Genomic DNA, 19,998 nt, shown 5'->3' on the forward strand with positions numbered 1-19,998 from the left:
GCCCGGGAGCCCGATGTCCCACCGTCCGGCTAGCGTCGCCACCGTGAGCTTCGTCCCGGTGACCGGTCCGGCCACGTTCCGGGCTGCGGCGCCCCCGCGCGCCGGTGTCGTCGAGTTCACCGACGAGCAGCGGTCGGTCAGCCTGCCGATCCGCGCGGCGCTCCCCGTCCTGGCCAAGGCCCGCAGCCGCGACGACCTGCACCCGACGGTCGGGCTGCTCGCCGGCGCGGTGCTGCTCGCGATGCGGATCGTCGCGGCCGGCAAGTTCGCGCCGGCTGACGGGCACTGGCGTGCGGCCGGGCTCGACGCCGACGACGAGGACCGGATCGCGATGCTGGCCCGCGGCGGCCCGGACGACGAGCGGCTGGTGCGCGACCTGATCGACGCCGTCACGGACGCGATGCCGCGGGGTGCCCCGACCACCGACGCGGCGCCGGTGCGTCGGCCGGACCGGCCGACCTTCGAGCAGCGGCTCCAGGCGCGGCTGGCCCGGCACCAGCGGGTCGACCCGCGGGAGCTGCCGCAGCTGGTGTCGGTGTCGCTGCGCGTGGAGGCCGACGAGGAGGAGCTGGTCGCCGGCGCGGTGCGCCTGGTGCCGCAGGCCCACGACGAGCGCGACCCGCTCCACGTCTGCGACCTGGCCCTGCTGTGGACCGGAACCTCCGACGAGCACGGCTTCGGCGAGCGCGCCCGGACCCACGCGACCATCGCGCTCCGGGCCGCGGCCGACGCCTGGCCGGTGCTCGACCGGTTGCTCGAGCTGCGGGTGCCCGACGAGATCACCCTCGGCACCGACGACCTGGTCAGCCTCCTCGACGAGGGCGTCGGCGCGCTGCGGCAGGCCGGGGTCGACGTGCTGTGGCCGAGGAGCCTGGGTCGCGACCTGACCACGACCACCGTCCTCGACCACGTCCAGGAGCCGGCGGACCGGTCGGGGCCGGTGCGCGAGGAGCCGCTGAACGAGCCGGTGCTGAGCACCGAGGCGCTCTTCGCGTTCCGCTGGCAGGTCGCGGTGCACGGCGACCCGCTCACGGAGGAGGAGATGGACCGGCTCGCCAGCTCGGCGAGCCCGCTGCTGCGGCTGCGCGGCGGCTGGGCGGTCGTCGACCCCGCGGTCGCCCGGAAGGCGCGCAAGCGGCTGGTCCGCACGGCCCGGCCGGCCGAGGCGGTCGCGGCGGCGCTGACCGGCGTGGTCCAGGTCGCCGACGCCGAGGGCGAGCGCGAGGAGCAGGTGGTCGTCGGGGCGAGCCTGCTCCGCGTCCGCGAGCGGCTGCTCGCCGCCGCCACCCGCGAGCCCGTCGAGCCGCCGGCCGCGCTGACGGCGACGCTGCGCGACTACCAGCGACACGGCCTCACCTGGCTCACCGAGCTCACCGGCCTCGGCCTGGGCGCCTGCCTCGCCGACGACATGGGCCTGGGCAAGACCGTGACGCTGATCGCCCTGCACCTGCACCGGCGCGAGGCCGGGCGGACCGGCCCGACCCTCGTCGTCTGCCCGGCGAGCCTGCTCGGCAACTGGGAGGCGGAGGTGCGCCGGTTCGCCCCGGGCACGCCGGTCGTCCGGTTCCACGGCGGCGCCCGGGACGTCTCCGCCGCCCGCGACGGGTTCGTGCTGACGACGTACGGCACGATGCGGACCTCGGCCACCGAGCTCGCGACGGTCCCGTGGGACCTCGTCGTCGCCGACGAGGCGCAGCACGTCAAGAACCCGCGGACGGCGACCGCCCGCGCGCTGCGCTCCATCGGGAGCGCCGCCCGGGTGGCGCTCACCGGCACCCCGGTCGAGAACGACCTCACCGAGCTGTGGGCGATCCTCGACTGGGCGACACCCGGCCTGCTCGGCAGCCGCAACGCCTTCCGCAAGGTCTGGGCCGCGCCGATCGAGTCCGGGCGCGAGCCGACCAAGACCCGGCAGTTCGCCGAGCTCGTCGGCCCCTTCCTGCTGCGCCGGCGCAAGTCCGACCCGGGGATCGCGCCCGAGCTGCCGGCGAAGACCGAGACCGATCACCCGCTCCGGCTCACTCGGGAGCAGGTCGTGCTCTACGAGTCGTTCGTGCGCGACACGATGGCGCGCATCGAGCGTGCCGACCCGCGCGACCCGGCCAGCCGCCGCGGCCTGGTGCTGATGCTGCTCACCGGCCTGAAGCAGATCTGCAACCACCCCGACCACTTCCTCAAGCGCTCCGGGGCGCGGCTGTCGGGGCGGTCCGAGAAGGTCGACCTCCTCGACGAGCTGGTCGGCACGGTGCTCGCCGAGGACGGCGCGGTCCTGGTCTTCACCCAGTACGTCGCGATGGCCCGACTGCTCGAGGGGCACCTCGCCCGCGCCGGCGTGCCCCACCAGCTGCTGCACGGCGGCGTGCCGGTCCGGGAGCGCGAGCGGATGGTCGAGCGGTTCCAGGCCGGCGAGGTGCCGGTCTTCCTGCTCTCGCTCAAGGCCGGCGGCACCGGGCTGAACCTCACCCGTGCCGACCACGTCGTGCACGTCGACCGCTGGTGGAACCCCGCCGTCGAGGAGCAGGCCACCGACCGCGCCTACCGGATCGGGCAGACCAAGCCGGTGCAGGTGCACCGGATGATCACCCGCGGCACCGTCGAGGAGAAGGTCGCCGAGCTGCTCACCCGCAAGCGGGCGCTGGCCGACGCCGTGCTCGGTGGCGGCGAGGCGGCGCTGACCGAGTTGAGCGACGAGGAGCTGCGCGACCTCGTGGCGCTGCGGACGGACTGATGGCCGTCCTCCACCCGCGGGTCCCGCCGCGGCGCTCGTCGGTCCGGGCGGTCACCTGGTGGGGCAAGGCGTGGGTGCGTGCCGTCGAGGAGGCGGCGTACGCCGACGCCGACCTGGTCGCCGGCCGGGTCCTGGCCCGCGGGGGCCGGGTCGGTCAGGTCGCGACCGAGCCCGGCCGGTTCGTCGCCGCGGTCGAGGACCAGCACGGCGTGTGGACCGTCGAGGGCTCGTTCCCCGTCCTCGACCCGACCGACGTCGACGCCCTGGTCGAGGCCGTCGCCGCCGAGTCCGGACGGGTCGCCGCGCTGCTGGCCGGCGAGCTGCCGCACGGCCTGGTCGAGCACGCCGAGGAGGCCGGGGTCGAGCTGCTCCCCTACGGCGGGGAGCTGGGTGCCTCCTGCACCTGCGAGCACTGGGTCGACCCGTGCGTGCACGCGCTCGCCGTCCTCCAGCAGCTCGCGTGGCTGGTGGAGGCCGACCCGTTCGTGCTGCTCCAGCTGCGCGGGCTGCCGCGCGAGGAGCTGCTGGCGCGGCTGCACGCGCGCACCGAGCCGGGGCCCGGGCCGGTGCCGGAGGACGACGACGCCGACCTCGACGCCGCGGTCGAGGCCGCGCTCTACGCCGCCCGGCTGCTCGGCGACGTCGACGACGTCCGGGACGTCGGGGACGTCAGCGACGACCCAGCGCCCCCAGCGCCATCCGGGTGAGCACACTCCGCATCGCCTCGTCGGGCAGCAGGCCGCTGTGCGGGGTGGAGTTGATCAGCCCGAACGCCGCGTGCGCCGTGGCCCTGGCGGTCGGCACGTCCAGCCCGGGGTCGAGCAGCCGCAGCTGCTCGGCCCACAGGTCGACGTACTCCCGCTGGAGCGTGCGCACCTGCTCGCGTGCCTCCTCCGGCAACGACTCCCAGTCGCGGTCCTGGACCACGATGAGCGGTCGGTGCCGCAGCGCGAAGTCGACGTGCCAGTCGACCAGCGCCGCCACGGCCGCGCCGGGGTCGGCCGCCTCGGCCACGCGGGCCCGGCCGACGCGGAGCAGCTCCTCGCTGATCGAGACCAGCATCTCGGCGAGCATCGCCTGCTTGGAGGAGAAGTGCTTGTAGAGCGCCGGGCCCGAGATGCCGCAGGCCGCCCCGAGGTCGGCGACCGAGACGCCGTGGAAGCCCCGCGCCGCGAACAGGTCCGCCGCGGTCGCGAGGATCTGGCTCCGTCGATCCGTGGGCCGGCTCACGGCGCCCAGGTTAGCGGGCGTTAACCGCGGGCGGCGGGGACGCGCGAGGGCTGGGACACCACCCCTCGTGCGCGTCAGGCGAGGGAGAGGAAGAGCTTCTCCATCTTCTTCACGTCCATCCCGGAGGCGCCCTCCTCCGACAGCAGGCACTGCTGGAGCCCGGTGGCGACGATCGCGAAGCCGGCGCGGTCCAGCGCCTTGGAGACCGCGGCGAGCTGCGTGACGACGTCCTCGCACTCGCGGCCCTCCTCGAGCATCCGCAGCACGCCGTCGAGCTGGCCGCGGGCGCGCTTGATCCGGTTGATGACCGGGCCCATCTCCTGCGGGTCGAGCTCCATCAGCCCTGACCCTCCTGCCGGCCCTGCTGGCCGTCCTGCTCCTGCTGGGCGGCGATCTGGGCGCGGACGTCCTCCATGTCGAGGTCCTTGACCGCGGCGATGACCTGCTCGAGCGCCGGCGCCGGGAGGGCCCCGGGCTGCGCGAAGACGAGGATGCCCTCGCGGAAGACCATCAGCGTCGGGATCGAGGTGATCTGCGCGGCGGCGGCGAGCTCGCGCTCGGCCTCGGTGTCGACCTTGCCGAAGACGACGTCCTCGTGGGTCTCCGAGGCGGCCTCGTAGATGGGGGCGAACTGACGGCACGGGCCGCACCACGCGGCCCAGAAGTCGACGAGCACGATGTCGTCGCCGGTGACCGTCGCCTCGAAGGTGTCCTTGGTCAGGGTGGTGGTGCCCATGCGTCCTCCTGGGTGGCTCGGTGGAAGGATACCCCGGGGGGTGTCCACCTGTCCCAGCGTCGGACCGCCCGCCCCTATTCCCAGCGCCCGTGCCCGAGGTGGACCGGTCACCACCCTCGACTCGACCGGTGGTGCCGGAGGTTAATGATCGCTAACCTGGCGGGGTGAGCGAGATGCGAGAGCTCGTCGGGGAGCTGCGGGAGCGGCTGGCGACGGTCCGGCTCGGCGGCAGCGAGGCCGCCCGGCGCAAGCACACCGACCGCGGCAAGCTGCTGGTGCGCGAGCGGGTGGACCGGCTTCTCGACCCAGGCAGCCCGTTCCTGGAGCTGAGCCCGCTGGCCGCCTACGACATGTACGGCGACCCGGGCTCGAACGCCGTGCCCTCGGCCGGCGTCGTGACCGGTGTCGGCCGGGTGAGCGGCCGCGAGGTGGTCGTCGTCGCCAACGACGCCACAGTCAAGGGCGGTACCTACTACCCGATGACGGTCAAGAAGCACCTGCGCGCGCAGACCGTCGCCGCCGACAACCACCTCCCGTGCGTCTACCTCGTCGACTCCGGCGGCGCCTTCCTGCCGATGCAGGACGAGGTCTTCCCCGATCGCGAGCACTTCGGCCGGATCTTCTTCAACCAGGCCAACCTCTCCGCGCGCGGCATCCCGCAGGTCGCCAGCGTGATGGGCTCGTGTACCGCCGGCGGCGCCTACGTCCCGGCGATGTCCGACGAGACCGTGATCGTGCGCAACCAGGGCACGATCTTCCTCGGCGGGCCGCCGCTGGTGAAGGCCGCGACCGGCGAGGTCGTCACCGCCGAGGAGCTCGGCGGCGGCGACGTGCACGCCCGCACGTCCGGGGTCGTCGACCACCTCGCCGAGGACGACGCGCACGCGCTGGCGATCGTCCGCAGCATCGTCGGCACCCTCGAGCGTCGGCCCGACGGCGCGCCGTACCAGCTCGCGCCGGTCGAGGAGCCGCACGAGGACCCGGCCACCCTGTACGACGTGGTGCCGGCCGACACCCGCACGCCCTACGACGTGCGCGAGGTGATCCGCCGGGTCGTCGACGGCAGCCGGTTCCACGAGTTCAAGAAGCTCTACGGCGAGACGCTGGTGACCGGCTTCGCCCACGTGTGGGGGCACCCGGTCGGGATCGTCGCCAACAACGGCATCCTGTTCAGCGAGTCGGCGCTCAAGGGCGCGCACTTCATCGAGCTGTGCAACCAGCGCGGCATCCCGCTGGTGTTCCTGCAGAACATCTCCGGCTTCATGGTCGGCAAGGAGTACGAGAACGGCGGCATCGCGAAGGACGGCGCCAAGCTCGTCACCGCCGTCGCCTGCTCGGTCGTGCCCAAGTTCACCGTCGTGATCGGCGGCTCGTTCGGCGCCGGCAACTACGGGATGTGCGGCCGCGCCTACGACCCGCGGTTCCTCTGGATGTGGCCGAACGCCCGGATCTCGGTCATGGGCGGCGAGCAGGCCGCGAGCGTGCTCGCGACCGTCGCCGGCACGCCCGACGACGAGGCAGTCAAGGCCCCGATCCGCCAGCAGTACGAGCACCAGGGCTCGCCGTACTACTCCACCGCCCGCCTGTGGGACGACGGGATCATCGACCCCGCCGACACCCGCCGCGTCCTCGGCATGGGCCTCGCCGCCGCCGCCAACGCACCGACCCCCGCGCCGTCGTACGGCGTCTTCCGGATGTGATCTGATGCCCGTCTCGCTAGCCGCTTCCCTGGAGTCCGTGCTCGTCGCCAACCGCGGCGAGATCGCGCTGCGCGTCATGCGCACCTGCCGGGCACACGGCGTCCGCACGATCGCGATCTACACCGAGCCCGACCGCACCGCCCCGCACGTGCGCGCGGCCGACGACGCGGTCCTCGTCCCCAGCTACCTCGACGTCGACGCCGTGGTCGCGGCCGCGGTCGCCACCGAGGCCACCGCCGTCCACCCGGGCTACGGCTTCCTGTCCGAGCGGGCCGCGTTCGTCCGGGCCGTCGAGGCGGCCGGCATCGTCTTCGTCGGGCCGAGCGCCGATGTGATGGAGGCGATGGGCCGCAAGGACGCCGCCCGGGAGATCGCGGTCGCCGCCGGCGTGCCGGTCGTGCCGCGCGGCGAGGACGCGGGCATGCCGGTGCTGGTCAAGGCCGCCGCCGGCGGGGGCGGCAAGGGCATGCGCATCGTCCGCGACGAAGCGGACCTCGAGGAGGCCAGGGCCGCCGCGGCGCGCGAGGCCCGCAGCGCCTTCGGCGACGACACCCTGCTGGTCGAGAAGTACGTCGAGCGCGGCCGCCACATCGAGGTCCAGGTCATCGGCGACGCCCACGGCCACGTCGTCCACCTCGGCGAGCGCGACTGCTCGACCCAGCGCCGCCACCAGAAGGTGCTCGAGGAGGCGCCTGCCCCGACGATCACGCCGGAGGTCCGCGAGCTCGTCACCTCGTCCGCGGTCGCCCTCGCGAAGCACGTCGGCTACCGCAACGCCGGCACCGTGGAGTTCCTGCTGGACGACGCCACGGGCGAGGCCTACTTCCTGGAGATGAACACCCGCCTCCAGGTCGAGCACCCGGTCACCGAGCTGGTCCACCACGGCATCGACCTGGTCCTCCACCAGCTCCTCGTCGCGCTCGGCCACCCGCTGGAGATCGACCAGGACACCGTCCGGCCGCACGGCCACGCGATCGAGGCGCGGGTCTACGCCGAGGACTCCTTCGGCGGCTTCCTGCCCCAGGCCGGCACCACCAGCATCGTCCGGTGGCCGGAGCGGGTGCGCGTCGACCACGCCCTCGAGCCGCGGCAGGTCGTGAGCACGTCCTTCGACCCGATGCTCGGGAAGATCATCGCGCACGGTCCCGACCGCGAGTCCGCCCGCCGGCTGCTCGTCGACGCCCTCGACCGCACGGCGATCCTGGGGATCACGACGAACGTCGGGTTCCTGCGGGCGCTGGCCGCGAGCGAGGAGTTCGCCGAGGCCACGATCGACACGGCCTGGCTCGACCACCACACGCTGCCCACGCCGGACGACGAGCTCCCCCGGGTCTTCGCGGCCTGGGTGAGCGCGATGCTGGCCGCCGTCGAGGAGACCGGGCACCCGTTCCAGTCCGATGGCTGGCGCTCCGGCGCCGACCCGGCGCCGACCATCGTCGAGCTCGACCGGCCGGTCGTCGTCGACCGGTACGCCGGCCGGGTCGACGACCTCGCGGTGCGGGAGGTGTCCGCGGCCGATCACGTCCTCACCCTGGAGATCGACGGGCAGCTCGTGTCCGCCGTCGTCAACGTGCAGCCCCACGTCGCCGAGGTCGCCTACCGGGGCCAGCGGTTCGTCTTCGAACGGCCCGACGTCTTCGGCGACCACGCGGTCGACATCAGCGACGGGGCGATCGTGGCCCCGATGCCGGGCACCGTGCTCGACGTCCGCGTCGGTGACGGCGACCGCGTCGAGACCGGCCAGGTGCTCGTGGTCCTGGAGGCGATGAAGATGGAGCTGGCGCTCAAGGCGCCGTTCGACGGCGTCGTCGGCGGCCTGACCGCCACCACCGGCGCCCAGGTGGCGCTCGGCACGACCCTCCTGGAGGTGGCCCCTCATGAGTGACCTGCCCACGACCGTGCCGGCCGCCGGCCTGCCCGAGCGCGTCACGATCTACGAGGTCGGTCCGCGCGACGGCCTGCAGAACGAGCAGGCGCTGGTGCCGACCGCGGTGAAGGCGGAGTTCGTCCAGCGGCTGCTCGCCGCCGGGCTGCCGGTCGTCGAGGCGACCAGCTTCGTGCACCCGAGGTGGGTGCCCCAGCTCGCCGACGCGGCCGAGCTGATGGAGCTCCTCGGCGAGGCGGGCCGCGACTGCCCGGTCCTGGTGCCCAACGAGCGCGGCCTCGACCGCGCGCTCGAGCTCGGCTGCCGGCACGTCGCGATCTTCGGCTCCGCCACGGAGACCTTCGCGCAGAAGAACCTCAACCGCAGCCTCGACGAGCAGTTCGCGATGTTCGAGCCGACCGTCCGTCGCGCACGCGACGCCGGCCTGGACGTCCGGGCCTACGTCAGCATGTGCTTCGGCGACCCGTGGGAGGGCGGCGTCCCCGTCGCGCAGGTGGTCGAGGTCGGCAAGCGGCTCTTCGACCTCGGCGCGAGCCAGCTCAGCCTCGGCGACACGATCGGCGTCGGCACCGCCGGCCACGTGACGTCGCTCGTGCGCGCCTTCGTCGACGCCGGCATGAGCACCGACCAGCTGGCGATGCACTTCCACGACACCTACGGGCAGGCGCTCGCGAACGCCTACGCCGCCCTCCAGGCCGGCATCACGACGTACGACGCCAGCGCCGGCGGCCTGGGCGGCTGCCCGTACGCGAAGAGCGCGACCGGCAACCTCGCCACCGAGGACCTGGTCTGGATGCTCACCGGTCTCGGCATCGAGCACGGCGTCGACCTGGGCCAGGTGGTCGCGACCAGCGCGTGGATGGCGGAGCAGCTCGGTCGGCCCAGCCCGTCGGCCGTCGTGCGGGCGCTGGCACAATCCCCCACATGAGCCGGAGGGTCTACCTGCACGTGGGTGCACCCAAGACCGGCACCACCTACCTGCAGGACCGGCTCTCGCTGAACGCGAGGAGCCTGGCCGCGCACGGCGTGCACTTCCCGACGACCTCCCCGCTGGTCAGCCCCGGCCTGGCGCACTTCCGGGCCGCGCTCGACCTGCTCGACCAGGACTGGGGCGGTGCGCCCGGTCACGCCGACGGCAGCTGGGACGTGCTCGTCCGCCGGGTGCGCCGACGCTCGGGGACCGTCGTCATCAGCCACGAGATCCTCGCGCCCGCGACGCCGGCGCAGGCCGCCAAGGCCGTGCGCGACCTCGCCGGCAGCGAGATCCACATCGTCTACACCGCGCGGGACCTGGGCCGGCAGCTGCCCGCCGCGTGGCAGGAGAGCATCAAGCAGGGCCGGGGCTGGAGCTTCAAGCGCTTCCTGGACCGGTCGCAGAAGGGCCGCACCTGGTTCGCCCGCTCCTTCGACCTGCCCAGCGTCCTCGGCAGCTGGGGTGCCGGCCTGCCGCCGGAGCGGGTCCACGTCGTGACCGTGCCCCACGAGCGCCGCGCCGACCAGGACGGCGGCCTGCTGTGGACCCGGATGTGCGAGGTGCTCGGCATCGACCCGGCCTGGGCAGCCCTCGACAGCGACCGCTCCAACCGTTCGCTCGGCATCGCCGAGACCCAGGTGATCCGCCAGCTCAACCGCCGCATCGACCGGCAGGCGGGCCGCGAGACGCAGTACGACCAGCTGATCCGGTTCATGCTCGACCGCGGCGAGCTGGTCAAGCGCCGGTCCGCGGCGGTGACCCTGCCGCGCGCCCGCTACCCCTGGGCGCAGGAGCAGGCCGAGCGCTGGATCGAGTGGATCGAGGGCAGCGGCGTGGACGTCGTCGGGGACGTCGCCGAGCTCCGCCCGGTCGAGCCGGACCCGACGGAGCGCTGGAAGAACCCCGACAAGGTCGGCGCGAAGCGGCAGCTCGAGACCGCCCTGGACTCGCTCGCCGCGATGACCCGCGAGGCCGCCCGCCGCCCGCAGCCCGACCGCCAGCTCTCGAAGCGGGTCCGGGCCCAGGCGCAACGGCTGCGCGAGCGCTGATGGGCCGCGGCCGGGGAGGGGCGTCGTGAGCGAGCGCGTCCTGCTGCACGTCGGCACCCCGAAGACCGGCACGTCGTACCTCCAGGAGGTGCTGTTCCGGAACCGGCGCACCCTCCTACGGTCCGGCATCCTCTACCCGCTCGAGCGCCGCGACGCCCACTTCCGCGCGGCGCTCGACCTGGTCGAGCACCCCTGGGGCGGGATCGGGACCGCGTCGGCGGGCGCCTGGGACCGGCTCGCGGCGCAGGTGCGCGAGCACCGCGGGACGTCGGTCGTCAGCCACGAGATCCTCGCGTCCGCGTCGCGGGACCAGGCCGACCGGGCGCTGGCCTCGCTCGGGCACGGCACCGGCGCCGAGGTCCACCTGGTCCTGACGGTCCGCGACCTGGTCCGCCAGATCCCCGCGGAGTGGCAGGAGAACCTCAAGCACCGCGGGTTCCTCACCTACGGCGAGTTCGTCGAGCAGCTCGTCGACCCGCGGCGGGAGAGCCGGACGGCCGACTGGTTCTGGCGGGTCCAGGAGATCCCCGACGTCCTCGACCGGTGGGGCCACGACCTGCCGCCGGGGCACGTCCACCTGGTGACCGTCCCTCCGCCCGGCAGCCCGCAGCCGCAGCTCTGGGAGCGCTTCAGCCGCGCGCTCGGCCTCGACGAGATCGACGTCGACCTGCACGCCGAGCGCTCCAACCCCTCGCTCGGTGTGCCGGAGACCGCGCTGCTGCGCCGCGTCAACGAGGCGGTGGACGGCCGGCTCGACCTCGCCGACTACCGCCCCCTGGTCCGCCGGCTGCTGGCGCAGCGGACCCTGGCCCACCGGACCGGCTCGCCCCGGCTGGCGCTGCCTCCCGACGTGCACCCGTGGGCGAGCGAGGTCGTAGCGTCCTGGGTCGCGGAGGTCGAGCGCCGCGGCTACGACGTCGTCGGCGACCTCCGAGACCTCGTCGGCGCCCCGCCCGAGGCGCCGTACGCCGACCCCGACCGGCCCGCGGAGGAGCAGGTGGCCGCGGCCGCCGTCGACGCGGTCGAGGCGTTGCTGCTCGAAGGCGCCCGGCTGCGCCGGACCGCGGAGGCGTGGCGGCGCGAGCTCGACGCGACCGGGCGCCCGGCGTACCGGTGGCGGTCGCGGGTCGTGCGGCGGCTCGAGGCCGCGCGGTCCGGCCGGGCCGCGCTGCGGGCCTACCGCAGGGTGCGCGGCCGCAGCTCGCGCGCGGCGTAGCGGCCGACCCGCCAGGTCGCCCAGCCGTCGGCGCCCATGCCGAAGGCGCCGCCGACGATCGGGGTGCGGCGGACGATCGTGATCGCGAGCCGCTTGCCGCCCACCCGCGCGATGAGGTCGGAGGCGACCTCGTTGGCGAGCAGCCGGTCGAGGTCGGGGTCGTGCACGGGTGCCGTGGCGACCGCCATCGGGGGGCCGGGCAGCAGGCGCTCCCGGATCCGCTGGTCGACCAGCTCGCGGCCGAGCATGCAGGTGAGGATCGCGTTGCGCACCCGGGGGTCGTCGAGGTCGTAGCCGTGCAGGTGCGCGATGCCGGCCACCATCCGGGCCTGCACCAGCGCCAGGCCGGCCAGGTTCGCCGGGATGGTGATGGTCGCGGTCACCACGCCGCCGAGGCCGGTGAGCAGACCCTGCGCGCCGGCGTACCGGACGTGGTTCTCGATGACCTCGTGCACCCCGCGGTCCACGCGCCCGTGCTGCTCGGCGAGCTGCTTGTCCGCCGCCGCGGCTGCGGGCGGGAGCGGGCCGACGCCGTGGATGGCGCGGTGCAGGGCCTCGCGGACGAAGGAGTGGGTCAGGTCGGGAGCCAGCCGCGGCACGTGCGGCGCCACGTGCTGCCCGACCAGCTTGCCCGTCGTGCCCGCCATCCCCATGCGTCCGATCGTACGGGGGCTAGGTTCGGGGCATGCCTGTCGAGCCCCCGCCGTCGCGGTGGGCGTTCGGGGACCCGGCGCGGTACGACGCCCTCGACGACCTGGTCGCGATCGGTGCCGACCTCGAGCCTGGCACCCTCCTCGAGGCCTACCGGCACGGCCTGTTCCCGATGCCCGCCGGGTCCCCGGGCGAGCCGATGTACTGGTTCTGCCCGGTGCGCCGCGGGGTGGTGCCGCTGGACGGGCTCCGGGTGTCCCGGTCGCTGCGCCGGGCGCGGCGCGACTTCGAGGTGCGGGTGGACACCGCGTTCGAGGACGTCCTGGCCGGCTGCGCCGACCCCGCCCGGGCGTCGGGCTGGATCGACGACGAGATCGCGGCGGCGTACCTCCGGCTGCACCGGCTCGGGTGGGCGCACTCGGTCGAGGCCTGGCGCGACGGACGCCTCGCCGGCGGCCTGTACGGCGTCGCGATCGGCGGGCTGTTCGCGGGCGAGTCGATGTTCCACCGCGAGCGGGACGCGTCGAAGGTGGCGCTGGTCGCGCTCGTCGACCTGCTGAACGACCGGTACGCCGAGCGCCGGCTCCTCGACGTGCAGTGGCTGACGCCGCACCTGGCCTCGCTGGGCGCCGTGGAGCTGCCCCGGGCGGCGTACCTGCGCCGGCTGGAGGCCGCGCTCCGGGCGCCCGGGCCAGACCTGGCGAGCGCGAACCCCCCGGGATAGGGCAGGGTGGGGACATGAGGACAGCACCCAAGAGGACAGCACTGAGCATCGCCGGACTCGCCCTCGTCCTCGGGGGCCTGGCCGGATGCGGCAGCAGCGACAGCGGCGGGGGCAGCGACGGCGGCAGCGATGCCGGGATGCCGACGGACGCGTCGCAGGAGGAGTTCTGCGCGAACTTCAAGGGCCTCGCCGACGACCTGAGCACGCTCGACCCGACCGGCGACGCGTCGGAGGCGATCAGCACGCTCCAGGACGCCGCCGACCAGATGGCCGAGACCGGGACGCCCGACGGCATCTCCGACGAGGCCCGCCACGGCCTCGAGGTCACCCTCGCCGCGATCCAGGGCCTGCCCGACGACGCGACGGCCGACGACATCACCAACCTCGAGTCCACCCTCAGCGAGGCGGACAAGAAGGACGCGCAGGCGTTCGACGACTACCTGTCCGAGGAGTGCCCGGACATCAGCTAGACGACCTGGGGCGGCCGGCCGGTCTCGCTGACCATCGGCCGGCCGGCCGCCGCCCAGTCGAGCATCCCGCCGGCCAGGTTGACCGCGTCGTGGCCCTGCTGCTGCAGCCACGTCACGGCGTGCGCGGAGCGGGCGCCGACCTTGCACACGACGAGCGTCTGCGCCGTCGGCAGCTCGGCGAGCCGCTGCGGCAGCAGCGCGAGCGGCACGTGGACCGCGCCCTCGATGTGGCCGTGCTGCCACTCGACCGGCTCGCGCACGTCGAGCACGACCAGCCCCTCGGGCAGCGGGTCGGGCACCCCGTCGACCGTCACGGTGGGGATCACTTGAGCAGCCTGCTCATCCGCCGGTCGGCCAGCGGCTTGCCGCCGGTCTGGCAGGTCGGGCAGTACTGCAGGCTGGAGTCGGCGAAGGACACCTCGCGGACCGTGTCGCCGCAGACCGGGCAGGCCTGACCGGTGCGCCCGTGCACCGCGAGGTTCGACTTCTTCTCGCCCTTGAGCTCGCTGGCCGCCAGCCCCCGGGACCGGTCGACGGCGTCGCCGAGGGTGACCCGCAGGGCGTCGTACAGGACGTGCAGCTCGTCGTCGGTGAGCTTGCCGGCGGCCTTGAACGGCGACATCCGGGCCGCGTGCAGGATCTCGTCGGAGTAGGCGTTGCCGATGCCGGCGATGGTGCCCTGGTGGCGCAGCACGCCCTTGAGCTGCTTGCCGCCCTCGCGCTGGAGGATCTCGCGGAAGCGCTCGATGGTGAAGTCGTCGGTGAGCGGGTCGGGCCCGAGGCTCGCGATGCCGGGCACGTCGAGCGGGTCGCGGACGACGTACGCCGCCAGGCTCTTGCGGGTGCCCGCCTCGGTGACGTCGAGGCCGGACTGGTCGTCGAGCACGATGCGCAGTGCCAGGGTCGACTTGGGGCTGGGCTTGGGCGGGATCGTCGGGACCTCGTCGCGCCAGCGCACCCAGCCGGCGCGGGCCAGGTGCAGCACCAGGTGGATCCCGGAGGCCTCGATGTCGAGGAACTTGCCGTGCCGGGTGACGTCGTCGACGAGCGTGCCCTCGAGCGCCGTCAGCGGCGGGTCGAAGGTCTTGAGGGCGCTGAACTGCGCGACGTGGATCTTCGCGATCGCGTGCCCGTCCAGCCGGCCCTTCAGGTCGAGGGCCAGCGCTTCCACCTCGGGCAGCTCGGGCACGGGGCGAGTCTAGGCGGCGGACGGAGCCGGCAGGGGAGCGAGCAGGGGAGCGAGGAGGCGGCGGCGAACCGGTGACAGGGGTGGCCGGTCGGGCGCAGAATGTGGCATGCCCGCCGCTCGTCCGCTCCCGCAGACGGGGTCGATCTTCCTCGACGCCCGCGGGGCCGACCGTGCGCTGCGGGTCTCCTGGCACCAGGAGTCCGACCTGGTGGTGCTCTCGCTGTGGCGAGACAACGTCTGCACCGGCTCGTTCCGGCTGGCCGTCGACGAGGTGCCGGCCCTCATCGACCTGCTCCGCACCGGCCTGGTGCGCTCCTACGAGCAGGCCCGGGACCGGCTCGAGGCCGTTGACCCGACCGGGTCCGCGGGCGCGGCGTCGGCCTGACGGCGCCTCGGCGACCGCGCCCCTGCCGCTCCTGTAACGCCGTGTTACGGCGTGTTCCCACCCCGCTGGAACCTCGTGGGAACAGGTACTAACACGGCGTTACAGCACAGCAGCACCGCCCGGCGCGTTGTCTACGGATTCCGCTAGAGACGCCGATACCGTCCTGAGGTGGACCCGATCCGGAACCCGTACGCGCCCGGCGCCGGCCAGCGACCCCCCGAGCTCGCCGGCCGTGACCGCGAGCTCGAGCAGTTCGAGGTGACCTTGGAACGGGTGGCGGCCGGCCGGCCGGAGCGCAGCATGGTGCTCTCCGGGCTCCGCGGCGTGGGCAAGACGGTGCTGCTCAACGCGCTGCGCAGCCAGGCGGTGAAGCGCGCGTGGGGCACCGGCAAGATCGAGGCCCGCCCCGACCAGAGCATCCGGATCCCGGTGGCCCAGGCGGTCCACGCCGCCGTGCGCGAGGTGTCGCACCGCCACCGCGACCCCGACCGGGTGGACGCCGTCGCCGGCGTCCTCAAGAGCTTCGCCCTGCGGACGGCGGCGCCGGACCGCAAGGGCATGCGCTGGACCCCGCCCGTCGACGTGCCCGCCGCCCGCGGCCGGGCCGACTCCGGCGACCTCGAGCTCGACCTGGTCGAGCTGTTCACCGACGTCGCGACGCTGGCCGGCGACCTCGGGGTCGGCGTCGGGCTGTTCGTCGACGAGATGCAGGACATCGCGACCGACGAGCTGGGCGCGCTGTGCGGCGCCTGCCACGAGATCAGCCAGCAGGGCGCCCCGCTCGTCGTGGTCGGCGCCGGCCTGCCGCACCTCCCGGTGGCGCTCGCGGCGTCCAAGTCGTACGCCGAGCGGCTGTTCCGCTACGTCTCGGTCGACCGGCTCCCGCGCGACATGGCCGACCGGGCGTGGCGCCGACCTGCCGCGGAGGAGGGGGTGGAGTTCGAGCAGGAGGCCCTCGACGAGCTGTACCGGCTCACCGACGGCTACCCCTACTTCGTCCAGGCCTACGGCAAGGTCACCTGGGACGTCGCGCTCGGGTCGCCGGTCACCGCCGACGACGTCCGCGAGGCCGCCCCCGACGCGCAGGCCGAGCTCGCGGTCGGGTTCTTCGGCGCCCGCTACGACCGCGCGACCCCCGCCGAGCGCGACTACATGACCGCGATGGCCGACCTCGGCGCCGAGCACGGCGACGGCGCGATCGCGACGGCGGAGGTCGCGCGGCACCTCGCCCGCAAGCCGCAGTCCCTCTCGCCGGCCCGCGACGGGCTGATCAAGAAGGGCCTGGTCTACTCCGGCGAGCGGGGGAGCGTGGCGTTCACGGTCCCGCACTTCGGGCAGTTCCTGCGCTCTCGCTGACGGCCGAGGAGAGCGCGCGCAGCGCGGGCGACGCAGCCACCACCGCGCGCCGCTCCGGGGTCGGCAGCGCGCGGAGGGCGGCGGCGATGGCCGCCACGCGTCGGTCGGCCGCGCGCGTCATCAGGTCGGTCCCGTCCGGCGTCGCGCGGACCAGCACCTCGCGCGCGCTGCCCGGGTGGGGCTCTCGGACGGCCAGGCCGAGGCCCACCAGGCCGTCGACGATCCGGGTCATGGTCGGGCTGGAGACGTCCTCGGCGCGGGCGAGACGTCCCAGCGTGCACGGTCCGCCGAACACCAGGACCGACAGCGCACTGAGCCGCGCGGCAGTGAGGCCGGACTCGCGGTCGACGGCGCGCAGGCCCCGCAGGAGGTGGATCGCGGCGGAGTTCAGGTCGCGCGCAGCGGAGTCCAGGGTGTCCTTGCCGTCGCTCATCCCAGATGTATAGCATCCCTAACAGTTAGGGCTGCTATCGATCGGACGGTGTGTGATGGACCTGGTGCAGGTCGCCCAGCGCGTCGAGGACCTGGAGCGCGCGGCAGCGTTCTACGCCGATCTCCTCGGTGCCGCTCCCACCGCGACGTACGACCCGCCCGGGCTGGCCTTCTTCGACCTCGGTGGTGTCCGGCTGCTGCTCGACCGGGTGGCGCCGAGCGCCCTGATCTACCTCCGGGTGGACGACATCGACGCCACCGTCGCCCGGCTCCGCCGGGCCGGCGTGGAGATCGAGACCGAGCCGCACGTCATCTTCAGCCACGCCGACGACACGCTCGGCCCGGCCGGGACCGACGAGTGGCAGGCCTTCGTCCGCGACCCGGAGGGCAACACGGTGGGACTGGTCCAGCACCGACCCGGCGCCTGACCCCAGAATGGGCCGGGTGAGACCTCAGGTCGTCGCCCATCGCGGCGCGAGCCACGACCGGCCCGAGCACACCCTGGGTGCGTACGTCGCGGCACTCGACGACGGCGCCGACGGCGTGGAGTGCGACGTCCGGCTCACCGCCGACGGTCACCTGGTCTGCGTGCACGACCGCGACCTGCGCCGGATCGCCAGCAACCGCGGCATCGTCTCGACGATGGAGCTCGCCGAGCTCGACCAGCTCGACTTCGCGTCGTGGAAGAACCCGTGGGCCGAGCTCGACGACGAGGCGCCCGAGCGCGACGACCGGCTGGACCGGGTGCTCACCCTGCGCACCCTGCTGGAGACCATCGCGGACTACGACCGGCGGGTGGAGGTCGCGATCGAGACCAAGCACCCGACGCGGTACGGCGGGCTCGTCGAGCGGCGGCTGGTCGAGCAGCTGCGCCAGTTCGGCTGGGACCGGGCCGGCTCCCCGGCCCGGGTGATGAGCTTCAGCTGGACCGCGCTGCAGCGCGTGGAGCGGCTCGCCCCCGACGTCACGCTCGTGCAGCTGGTGGAGAAGGCCCACCACTGGCCGATGCTGCGCCAGGTGATCGGCCCGGACTGGGTCGTCGGGCCGGGCATCGACGAGCTGACCGACCACCGCAAGCTCGGCCGGCGCATCACCAAGGCCGGCCACGACCTGCACGTCTGGACGGTGAACACCCCGACCGAGCTCGACCTGTGCCTCGAGCTCGGGGTGAAGGCCGTCATCACCGACCGCCCGGCGTACATGCTCGACCTGCTCGACCAGCGTGAGCGGCCGCCGGGCTAGGGTCCCCGCCATGGCGAAGAAGTCCCGCACCAAGGCCCGTCAGCAGCAGCCCGCCGGCGAGGTCGGGCCCCGGCAGCCGTGCCCGTGCGGATCCGGGAAGCGCTACAAGGCCTGCCACGGCGCCGCCGACGGTGCGCCCGCCCCGTTCGTCAGCCGCCCGTTCGAGGGGCTGCCCTCCGAGTGCGACGTGGTGGCCCTGCGCGAGCTCGTGCCCGCCGCGACCGCACCGCTGACGCTGGCCGACAGCACCGGGCACGCCGACCGCGTCGTCCAGCTCTGCACGCTGCTGCCGATGGCCGCGCCGGCGATGGTCCGCGACAGCGGCGAGGTCTGGCTCGGGCTCCAGGTCCAGCACAACTTCGGGGACCCGGCGCGCGACCTGGGCGCGGTGCTGCTCAAGGCGCTCGAGTCCGAGCCGGGCATCGTCGGGCTCACCGACCCTCCGGGCGAGGGCCCGCGGCTCCAGGACCTCGTCGTCGGCGACGGCCTCGACGTCACCGTGCACGACGGGTTCGAGTTCTGGATCGCCGACGCGGCCGAGTCGGACCGGGCGGCGCTCGCGGCCGGCCTGGAGCAGGCCAACGCCGCGGCCTCGCCGACCGCGCGGCTGACGACCGTCGAGGCGGCGTACTGGACCAACGTCGGCGCCAAGGAGCACCTGCGCTGGGTGCTGCCCGAGGAAGAGGGGCCGCTGCTCGACGCGCTCGCGCGGCTGCACGCGGCCGGGCAGGACGCCCTCGTCGACGGATCCCGGTTCGTCGGCATGTTCCGCGCGCACGGCCTGCTGGCCCCGGTGTGGGACCTCGCCGTCGGCACCGGGCCCGAGGCGCTGGAGGAGTCGGCCGAGCGGTTCGCCGCCGACCTCGCCGCCGCGCTGGCCGACACCTCGGACCTCACCACCGAGCAGCGCTCGGCGCGCTCCGGGTTGGCCAACCGGCAGGTCACGCTGCGCTGACCGGCCGCCGGGCCCGAGGTCGGGCGGAACCAGGTCCGCGAATCGCGTTCGTCACGGCGCGCCGGAGTTGTGCCCGCCGTCGCCGGGCACGTACATTCGCTGCGCTCGGTCGTTGTCGTGTCCCCCGTCGGCAGCGGCCGAGCCCCTATTTCTCGGACCTCAGGCCCGGCGCAGCACGAACGGCTGGAGCCGCGCGTAGCCCTTCACCGGGGTACGCCGGACGCCGCGGAGCAGGTACGCCGGGTCCTCGACGAGCTCGTCGTGGGCGCCGCGGTCGACCAGCACGGTGCCGGGCCGGGCCACCGAGGTGAGGCGGGCCGCGATGTTGACCGTCGGGCCGAACACGTCGCCGAGCCGGCTGACCACCGGGCCGTGGGCGAGCCCGACCCGCACCTCGGGGAACGGGTCGTCGGGATCCTCCCCGCGCTCGGTCATGAGCAGTGCGGCCTCGGCCGCTGCGCCTACCCGGTCGGCGACGAAGAGCACCTCGTCGCCGATCGTCTTGATGATCCGGCCGCCCAGGTCGACGACCAGCCCGGTCGCCTCGGACTCGAAGTGCTCGAGCCAGCCCACCAGCTCCCGCTCGTCGAGCCGCTTGCTGCGCGCGGTGTAGCCGACGATGTCGACGAAGCACACGCCGAGCACCGAGCCGGCGCCGCCGTCGGTGTCCGTGGCCGCGGTCCGCCCGATCGCGCTCGCGAGGTGGCGGCGCCAGGCGTAGGACTGCAGCGACTCGACCCGCGGGAGGAGGGCCCGCGCGAGGTCCTCGTCGGGCGCGACGTCGGCGAGCAGGCTCGCCTGCCACTCGGCGAGGCGCGCGTAGCTGCGCCCCCAGGTGCGCACCAGCGCGGCCTGGGAGTCGGGTCCGAGCACCCCGAGCTCCATCAGCTCCCGCGCCTGACGCAGCGCGTCGACGTCGGCGTCGGTGAACGCGACGTCCTCGTCGGCCGTCCGCGGGAAGCCCAGCAGCCGCCACAGCTCCTCCGCGAGCGCGATCGGCACGCCGGACCGCTCGGCCACCTCGATGCGGGTGAGGTGCGGTGCGCCACCGAGCAGCAGCGGCTCGAGGTCGACCAC

General features: G+C 74.3%; 22 protein-coding genes. 14 read left to right on the plus strand and 8 right to left on the minus strand.

All coding sequences use genetic code 11. From position 1 onward, the window contains the following. Positions 1-43: 43 nt before the first annotated feature. Entirely contained in the window at positions 44-2,728 is a 2,685-nt protein-coding gene (locus ACILQ5_RS11760) for a DEAD/DEAH box helicase (protein WP_395658184.1), read from the plus strand. Beyond that, entirely contained in the window at positions 2,728-3,435 is a 708-nt protein-coding gene (locus ACILQ5_RS11765; RefSeq protein ID WP_395658185.1) for an SWIM zinc finger family protein, read from the plus strand. The genes ACILQ5_RS11760 and ACILQ5_RS11765 overlap by 1 nt, the downstream gene beginning before the upstream one ends. Here the strand turns inward: ACILQ5_RS11765 and ACILQ5_RS11770 are convergent. The 3 genes from ACILQ5_RS11770 to trxA form a co-directional block, all read right to left on the minus strand. Then, positions 3,398-3,958, minus strand: a complete 561-nt coding sequence (locus ACILQ5_RS11770) for a TetR/AcrR family transcriptional regulator (protein WP_395658186.1) — start codon at positions 3,956-3,958, stop codon at positions 3,398-3,400. The two genes, ACILQ5_RS11765 and ACILQ5_RS11770, sit on opposite strands and share 38 nt — an antisense overlap. 74 nt (positions 3,959-4,032) lie before the next feature. Further along, entirely contained in the window at positions 4,033-4,296 is a 264-nt protein-coding gene (locus ACILQ5_RS11775) for a metal-sensitive transcriptional regulator (protein ID WP_395658187.1), read from the minus strand. After that, a complete protein-coding gene (gene trxA, locus ACILQ5_RS11780; RefSeq protein ID WP_395658188.1) occupies positions 4,296-4,694 on the minus strand; it encodes a thioredoxin in 399 nt (132 codons plus the stop codon). Before trxA ends, ACILQ5_RS11775 begins: the two co-directional genes overlap by 1 nt. Positions 4,695-4,867: 173 nt before the next feature. Here trxA and ACILQ5_RS11785 point away from each other — a divergent pair, with 173 nt between their 5' ends. The 5 genes from ACILQ5_RS11785 to ACILQ5_RS11805 are packed head-to-tail and all read left to right on the plus strand — an operon-like array spanning position 4,868 to position 11,517. Next, a complete protein-coding gene (locus ACILQ5_RS11785; protein ID WP_395658258.1) occupies positions 4,868-6,394 on the plus strand; it encodes a carboxyl transferase domain-containing protein in 1,527 nt (508 codons plus the stop codon). 4 nt (positions 6,395-6,398) lie between these two features. Beyond that, positions 6,399-8,279: an acetyl/propionyl/methylcrotonyl-CoA carboxylase subunit alpha gene (locus ACILQ5_RS11790; protein WP_395658189.1), complete on the plus strand. Its 1,881-nt coding sequence runs from the start codon at positions 6,399-6,401 to the stop codon at positions 8,277-8,279. Next, positions 8,272-9,207: a hydroxymethylglutaryl-CoA lyase gene (locus ACILQ5_RS11795; protein WP_395658190.1), complete on the plus strand. Its 936-nt coding sequence runs from the start codon at positions 8,272-8,274 to the stop codon at positions 9,205-9,207. Before ACILQ5_RS11790 ends, ACILQ5_RS11795 begins: the two co-directional genes overlap by 8 nt. Beyond that, complete coding sequence (locus ACILQ5_RS11800; RefSeq protein ID WP_395658191.1) at positions 9,204-10,301, plus strand: hypothetical protein; 1,098 nt, start codon at positions 9,204-9,206, stop codon at positions 10,299-10,301. Before ACILQ5_RS11795 ends, ACILQ5_RS11800 begins: the two co-directional genes overlap by 4 nt. A gap of 25 nt (positions 10,302-10,326) precedes the next feature. Continuing rightward, on the plus strand, positions 10,327-11,517 hold the full coding sequence (locus ACILQ5_RS11805; protein ID WP_395658192.1) for a hypothetical protein: 1,191 nt from the start codon (positions 10,327-10,329) through the stop codon (positions 11,515-11,517). On the opposite strand, the gene ACILQ5_RS11810 is transcribed toward ACILQ5_RS11805, so the two are convergent. Further along, positions 11,478-12,170, minus strand: a complete 693-nt coding sequence (locus ACILQ5_RS11810; RefSeq protein ID WP_395658193.1) for an EcsC family protein — start codon at positions 12,168-12,170, stop codon at positions 11,478-11,480. The genes ACILQ5_RS11805 and ACILQ5_RS11810 overlap by 40 nt on opposite strands. Positions 12,171-12,202: 32 nt before the next feature. On the opposite strand from ACILQ5_RS11810, the gene aat reads away from it, so the two are divergent. Further along, on the plus strand, positions 12,203-12,892 hold the full coding sequence (aat, locus tag ACILQ5_RS11815; protein WP_395658194.1) for a leucyl/phenylalanyl-tRNA--protein transferase: 690 nt from the start codon (positions 12,203-12,205) through the stop codon (positions 12,890-12,892). A gap of 14 nt (positions 12,893-12,906) precedes the next feature. Continuing rightward, complete coding sequence (locus ACILQ5_RS11820) at positions 12,907-13,362, plus strand: hypothetical protein (protein WP_395658195.1); 456 nt, start codon at positions 12,907-12,909, stop codon at positions 13,360-13,362. Here ACILQ5_RS11820 and ACILQ5_RS11825 read toward each other — a convergent pair. Together ACILQ5_RS11825 and ACILQ5_RS11830 are read right to left on the minus strand one after the other, a co-directional pair. Continuing rightward, on the minus strand, positions 13,359-13,688 hold the full coding sequence (locus ACILQ5_RS11825; RefSeq protein WP_395658196.1) for a rhodanese-like domain-containing protein: 330 nt from the start codon (positions 13,686-13,688) through the stop codon (positions 13,359-13,361). The genes ACILQ5_RS11820 and ACILQ5_RS11825 overlap by 4 nt on opposite strands. Next, on the minus strand, positions 13,685-14,551 hold the full coding sequence (locus tag ACILQ5_RS11830) for an Fpg/Nei family DNA glycosylase (RefSeq protein WP_395658197.1): 867 nt from the start codon (positions 14,549-14,551) through the stop codon (positions 13,685-13,687). Before ACILQ5_RS11830 ends, ACILQ5_RS11825 begins: the two co-directional genes overlap by 4 nt. Before the next feature lie 106 nt (positions 14,552-14,657). Here ACILQ5_RS11830 and ACILQ5_RS11835 point away from each other — a divergent pair, with 106 nt between their 5' ends. Both ACILQ5_RS11835 and ACILQ5_RS11840 read left to right on the plus strand, forming a co-directional pair. Further along, positions 14,658-14,936: a hypothetical protein gene (locus tag ACILQ5_RS11835; protein ID WP_395658198.1), complete on the plus strand. Its 279-nt coding sequence runs from the start codon at positions 14,658-14,660 to the stop codon at positions 14,934-14,936. A gap of 168 nt (positions 14,937-15,104) precedes the next feature. Beyond that, positions 15,105-16,292, plus strand: a complete 1,188-nt coding sequence (locus tag ACILQ5_RS11840; protein ID WP_395658199.1) for an ATP-binding protein — start codon at positions 15,105-15,107, stop codon at positions 16,290-16,292. On the opposite strand, the gene ACILQ5_RS11845 is transcribed toward ACILQ5_RS11840, so the two are convergent. Then, entirely contained in the window at positions 16,252-16,725 is a 474-nt protein-coding gene (locus ACILQ5_RS11845; RefSeq protein ID WP_395658200.1) for a MarR family winged helix-turn-helix transcriptional regulator, read from the minus strand. The genes ACILQ5_RS11840 and ACILQ5_RS11845 overlap by 41 nt on opposite strands. A 55-nt stretch (positions 16,726-16,780) precedes the next feature. On the opposite strand from ACILQ5_RS11845, the gene ACILQ5_RS11850 reads away from it, so the two are divergent. From ACILQ5_RS11850 to ACILQ5_RS11860, 3 genes are read left to right on the plus strand one after another with little or no spacing between them, the layout of a single operon-like run. Further along, positions 16,781-17,152: a VOC family protein gene (locus tag ACILQ5_RS11850; protein ID WP_395658201.1), complete on the plus strand. Its 372-nt coding sequence runs from the start codon at positions 16,781-16,783 to the stop codon at positions 17,150-17,152. Positions 17,153-17,159: 7 nt separating this feature from the next. Further along, positions 17,160-17,966 carry a glycerophosphodiester phosphodiesterase gene (locus tag ACILQ5_RS11855; protein WP_395658202.1) on the plus strand — a complete coding sequence of 269 codons (807 nt, stop codon included), beginning with the start codon at positions 17,160-17,162 and terminating at the stop codon, positions 17,964-17,966. A gap of 10 nt (positions 17,967-17,976) precedes the next feature. Beyond that, complete coding sequence (locus tag ACILQ5_RS11860; protein WP_395658203.1) at positions 17,977-18,921, plus strand: DUF5926 family protein; 945 nt, start codon at positions 17,977-17,979, stop codon at positions 18,919-18,921. Positions 18,922-19,080: 159 nt separating this feature from the next. Here the strand turns inward: ACILQ5_RS11860 and ACILQ5_RS11865 are convergent, their stop codons facing one another. Continuing rightward, on the minus strand, positions 19,081-19,998 hold the full coding sequence (locus ACILQ5_RS11865) for an adenylate/guanylate cyclase domain-containing protein (RefSeq protein WP_395658204.1): 918 nt from the start codon (positions 19,996-19,998) through the stop codon (positions 19,081-19,083).

The organism is Nocardioides sp. (genome assembly GCF_044226305.1).
In the GTDB taxonomy this organism is placed as follows: domain Bacteria; phylum Actinomycetota; class Actinomycetes; order Propionibacteriales; family Nocardioidaceae; genus Nocardioides.

Coding starts and splice junctions, on each gene's coding strand:
- trxA (WP_395658188.1), bottom strand. CDS start 4,694: ATGGGCACCACCACCCTGACCAAGGACACCTTCGAGGCGACGGTCACC.
- ACILQ5_RS11775 (WP_395658187.1), bottom strand. CDS start 4,296: ATGGAGCTCGACCCGCAGGAGATGGGCCCGGTCATCAACCGGATCAAG.
- ACILQ5_RS11820 (WP_395658195.1), top strand. CDS start 12,907: ATGAGGACAGCACCCAAGAGGACAGCACTGAGCATCGCCGGACTCGCC.
- ACILQ5_RS11810 (WP_395658193.1), bottom strand. CDS start 12,170: ATGGGGATGGCGGGCACGACGGGCAAGCTGGTCGGGCAGCACGTGGCG.
- ACILQ5_RS11835 (WP_395658198.1), top strand. CDS start 14,658: ATGCCCGCCGCTCGTCCGCTCCCGCAGACGGGGTCGATCTTCCTCGAC.
- ACILQ5_RS11765 (WP_395658185.1), top strand. CDS start 2,728: ATGGCCGTCCTCCACCCGCGGGTCCCGCCGCGGCGCTCGTCGGTCCGG.
- ACILQ5_RS11795 (WP_395658190.1), top strand. CDS start 8,272: ATGAGTGACCTGCCCACGACCGTGCCGGCCGCCGGCCTGCCCGAGCGC.
- ACILQ5_RS11855 (WP_395658202.1), top strand. CDS start 17,160: ATGGGCCGGGTGAGACCTCAGGTCGTCGCCCATCGCGGCGCGAGCCAC.
- ACILQ5_RS11860 (WP_395658203.1), top strand. CDS start 17,977: ATGGCGAAGAAGTCCCGCACCAAGGCCCGTCAGCAGCAGCCCGCCGGC.
- ACILQ5_RS11790 (WP_395658189.1), top strand. CDS start 6,399: ATGCCCGTCTCGCTAGCCGCTTCCCTGGAGTCCGTGCTCGTCGCCAAC.
- ACILQ5_RS11850 (WP_395658201.1), top strand. CDS start 16,781: ATGGACCTGGTGCAGGTCGCCCAGCGCGTCGAGGACCTGGAGCGCGCG.
- ACILQ5_RS11800 (WP_395658191.1), top strand. CDS start 9,204: ATGAGCCGGAGGGTCTACCTGCACGTGGGTGCACCCAAGACCGGCACC.
- ACILQ5_RS11845 (WP_395658200.1), bottom strand. CDS start 16,725: ATGAGCGACGGCAAGGACACCCTGGACTCCGCTGCGCGCGACCTGAAC.
- aat (WP_395658194.1), top strand. CDS start 12,203: ATGCCTGTCGAGCCCCCGCCGTCGCGGTGGGCGTTCGGGGACCCGGCG.
- ACILQ5_RS11785 (WP_395658258.1), top strand. CDS start 4,868: ATGCGAGAGCTCGTCGGGGAGCTGCGGGAGCGGCTGGCGACGGTCCGG.